General features: G+C 60.3%; 1 pseudogene. It reads right to left on the bottom strand.

The features are described from left to right. Window positions 1–229, bottom strand: a pseudogene (locus tag SAZ04_RS23205) (hypothetical protein); the annotation flags it as partial.

Genomic DNA, 229 nt, shown 5'->3' with positions numbered 1-229 from the left:
CGAGTCCACGTCCTGACGTTGCGGCGTCAGCAGCGGCTGGATGGCCTCCGGCAGCGCGCCGAATTGCGGATTAAGCAACTGCCGCGTCGTCTCATGCTGCGGATCGCTGTACACCTGCCACACCGGACCGCGCTCAATGATTTCACCCTGATCGATCACCGCCACCTGGTGACACAAGTCGTGCACCACGTCCATCTCATGGGTGATCAGCACAATAGTGATATGACGC

Origin of the sequence: Halalkalibacter lacteus, assembly GCF_036663595.1 — a bacterium.
In the GTDB taxonomy this organism is placed as follows: domain Bacteria; phylum Bacillota; class Bacilli; order Bacillales; family Bacillaceae_D; genus Halalkalibacter; species Halalkalibacter lacteus.
Note: the sequence above shows the minus strand (reverse complement) of the source record. Positions and strands in the feature narration are given on the sequence as shown.